The following is a 2,904-nucleotide window of genomic DNA, read 5'->3' on the forward strand; positions in this document are numbered from 1 at the left end:
CGGGGTCATCAGTATTGCTGAGGACGGCAAAGGGTAATAAACCGGGATGATGAAAAAATTGTGGTGTATTTTCTTCCCAAAGACGGATGACTTGGAAGGAATGAAAGGTTTCCCCCAGACGGAAGGTATTTTCTTGTACTAGGGGGGAATCACTGCGTCGCAGATAAATTACCACTTGACGCATTGGTTTTTGGGGATGACGACGATAGACGCGAATGCGATAATCGAGCATTCGGAAAGGAATCTTGGAGTCGGGGTCGGTTTGAAACTCGGTATGAAGAATTAATTCCTCTGACTGCAAAAAAATCAGAGAATCGGCACGAATGGGGTCTAATTGTAATTCCGTCGGGTCGAGGACGGTTAAGGAGAGGGGAGAACCCAATAACCAAGTGGCTAGATCATCGGAGAAGTTTTCGGTGATAAATTTACAAATATTATCAAACATTGCGAGCGTTCTGCCTTTGTAATTACTACCATCCACATCAATAAATTCAAGATTACTTGCTATCAATTCCTAAACAATTAAGCTAAATAAACCCCCGATCATTAGTAAAAGTCTTTGATTTCATGGTAATCTTTGACCCAAGCTTACGAAATATTATATCACCGATTAAGATAGATCATGATTTAATCTTGTTTTAAGTTCACAAACATAATTAACGGTAGCATAATCTGTCTTAATAATTAACTTTACTTCAGCCAGTAATTGACCAGATATATAGGGTTTATCTTCAATATTTTCCTGAAAATTAGGTAAGGATTCCAGACAGTTCAAATATTTATGAAATAGGGAATATTTGGGATACATAAGCAATAAAAATTTACCTTTTTTCTAAGATTAGTAAATATTCAGATTTCATGCCATCAGGATTTTTATTCTTGCGAGATTTGAATAATTGTCTGGTTTTAATTCTATCCTCAAAGACGGTATCAAAAATAAAGCCATTTTCCTGAAAATATTCCCCTAATATTCGCCAAGTTTCTACTTCCACCCCATCCACTTTCGGATTACCCACAAAAATGCAAGCTTTCCCAGCTTGTTTTAATTTTCTGGTGGCATTTTCTAAAGCGTTGATAGTGTGACAAAAATAGGAATCGAGTATTTTATGTAAATTCTCTTTCTCTAAACTTGATCTCACTTGATTTAAGGTTTCGGTTTCGATTAATCTGGTAGCCTGTCGGTAGGGAATTTCTAGCTTAGAGATTTTTTGCACTTCTTTTTCTGTATATCCTAACCAATATAAATCTAGTTTTGCTGTTCTGATATATTCCTGTGCTTGCAGATAGGGGGGTGAACTAATTAAACAATCTAACTCTAGATTTTGATCGATCTCAAAAGTGGCACTATCTACTCCTCCATAAAAAAGCACCTGATTATAATTGCGCCAAGTTACGGTAATATATTGATTGACGCTGGTTAAAGTTTCAAAACTCATCTCTTTAATCGTTCGTTTTAATTCCTCTTGCCAATTTCTTTGTAATAGTTCCTGTATATCTGATTTTTTGTATTTCGATTGAAATAATTTAGGTTTGGTATGTTCTGCATAGGAAAACTGTTTACTAACTTTCACTAAAACCGCTTGAATAATCTGGGAATACAAATCAGGTTCTAGACTTTTTTGACCAGCCCAAAGTTTCTGTAAAACTGCTAAAATCTCCTCTGGATACCAATAGTTTAAATTTGACCACTGAGGGATAAATTTATCCTCGTTGGCAAAAACTTCTAAGATTTTTTTATCTAACTCTGAGTAACTCAATGGTTCTTGGTGTTCTGTGATCTTAATCGGTATAATATGGTTTAAAAGATAATTAAGATCAGTTAAAACCGCATTTCTTTGACAAAGTTTAGCTTCTAAACCCACCGTACCCGAACCAGCAAAAGGATCGATAATCCAATCATCCTTTTTCGTGTAGTTATCAAGACAGAATCTCACCACTTGGGGAATAAATTTGGCAGGATAATAATAGATGCCGTGGGTTAGATAACTGGTGCTGGTGATTTCTGGTACTAAATCTCGAAAGGAAACTAATCGCGGGGTTCCCCGATTAAATTCTTCTAAATTATTAGAATCGAAAAGTTCTAAGTAGGGAGGCACAATTATTTGTAGGATGGGTTAGCGGTAGTGTAACATGAGCGGGCGTTGGGTTTCATGCTTCAACCCAACCTACGTTCATCTTATATTTAATTCCACCCACCCACTTAACTGCATGATTCGGCTATCAATTCTCTCTAGGGTGGACTAGCCAATTAAAATAAAGATTAAAACCGTAGTTGATCAATATTCTAACTTATCGTCCCCTAACCTAACCGACAACTCAGCTTTTTTACTTTTTACTTAACGTGATATACTGCCAAAGGAAAAAATGACGTTTTAATTAGTCTGCGTGAATAGCCAATCCTCGACGATTATAGAACAGGTTAGAGTTCTTGACCCCCTGACACAAACCGATCGCATTGCCGATGTCTGGATTGAGAAGGGGGTAATTAAAGCGATCGAATCTCAGCTTCCCCCAAGAGAAAACAGTAACTATATTTCCGGTCAAAACTGTATTTTTGCTCCCGGATTAGTCGATCTCTACAGTCATTCTGGGGAACCCGGCCACGAGGACCGAGAAACCCTCGCATCTCTGATCGAAGCTGCCACGGCCGGAGGTTGCACCCGGGTGGCAATTCTCCCCAATACTCTCCCCCCTCTCGATCACCCCGCACTCATTAGCACATTACAGCAAAAAAGTCAAGGGTTTTTTGACTCAAAATCGGCCCGTCTGCATTTTTGGGCAAGTCTTACCCTAGGAAGGCAAGGGCAAAAAATGACGGAATTAGCCGATTTAATGCCTGTAGCGGTGGGTTTTACCGATAATCGCAGTCTGGAAGATTTGGGACTGTTGCGGCGCTTATTGGAA

At 38.6% G+C, this 2,904-nt stretch carries 4 protein-coding genes; 1 reads left to right on the forward strand and 3 read right to left on the reverse strand.

All coding sequences use genetic code 11. The features are described from left to right. The 3 genes from PX481_RS16045 to PX481_RS16055 form a co-directional block, all read right to left on the reverse strand. Positions 1–445 (reverse strand): RpnC/YadD family protein (locus PX481_RS16045; RefSeq protein WP_288094964.1); only part of this gene is annotated, 445 nt, incomplete at its 3' end. Positions 446–610: 165 nt separating this feature from the next. Next, a complete protein-coding gene (locus PX481_RS16050) occupies positions 611–775 on the reverse strand; it encodes a hypothetical protein (RefSeq protein ID WP_288028062.1) in 165 nt (54 codons plus the stop codon). A 46-nt stretch (positions 776–821) separates the two neighbouring features. Next, positions 822–2,096, reverse strand: a complete 1,275-nt coding sequence (locus PX481_RS16055) for a DNA methyltransferase (protein ID WP_288054596.1) — start codon at positions 2,094–2,096, stop codon at positions 822–824. A gap of 289 nt (positions 2,097–2,385) precedes the next feature. Between PX481_RS16055 and PX481_RS16060 the strand changes: the two genes are divergently transcribed. After that, on the forward strand, positions 2,386–2,904 hold a 519-nt coding region (locus PX481_RS16060), incomplete at its 3' end, for an amidohydrolase family protein (protein WP_502888609.1).

The sequence above is a fragment of the Microcystis sp. M53603_WE2 genome, from assembly GCF_030065435.1.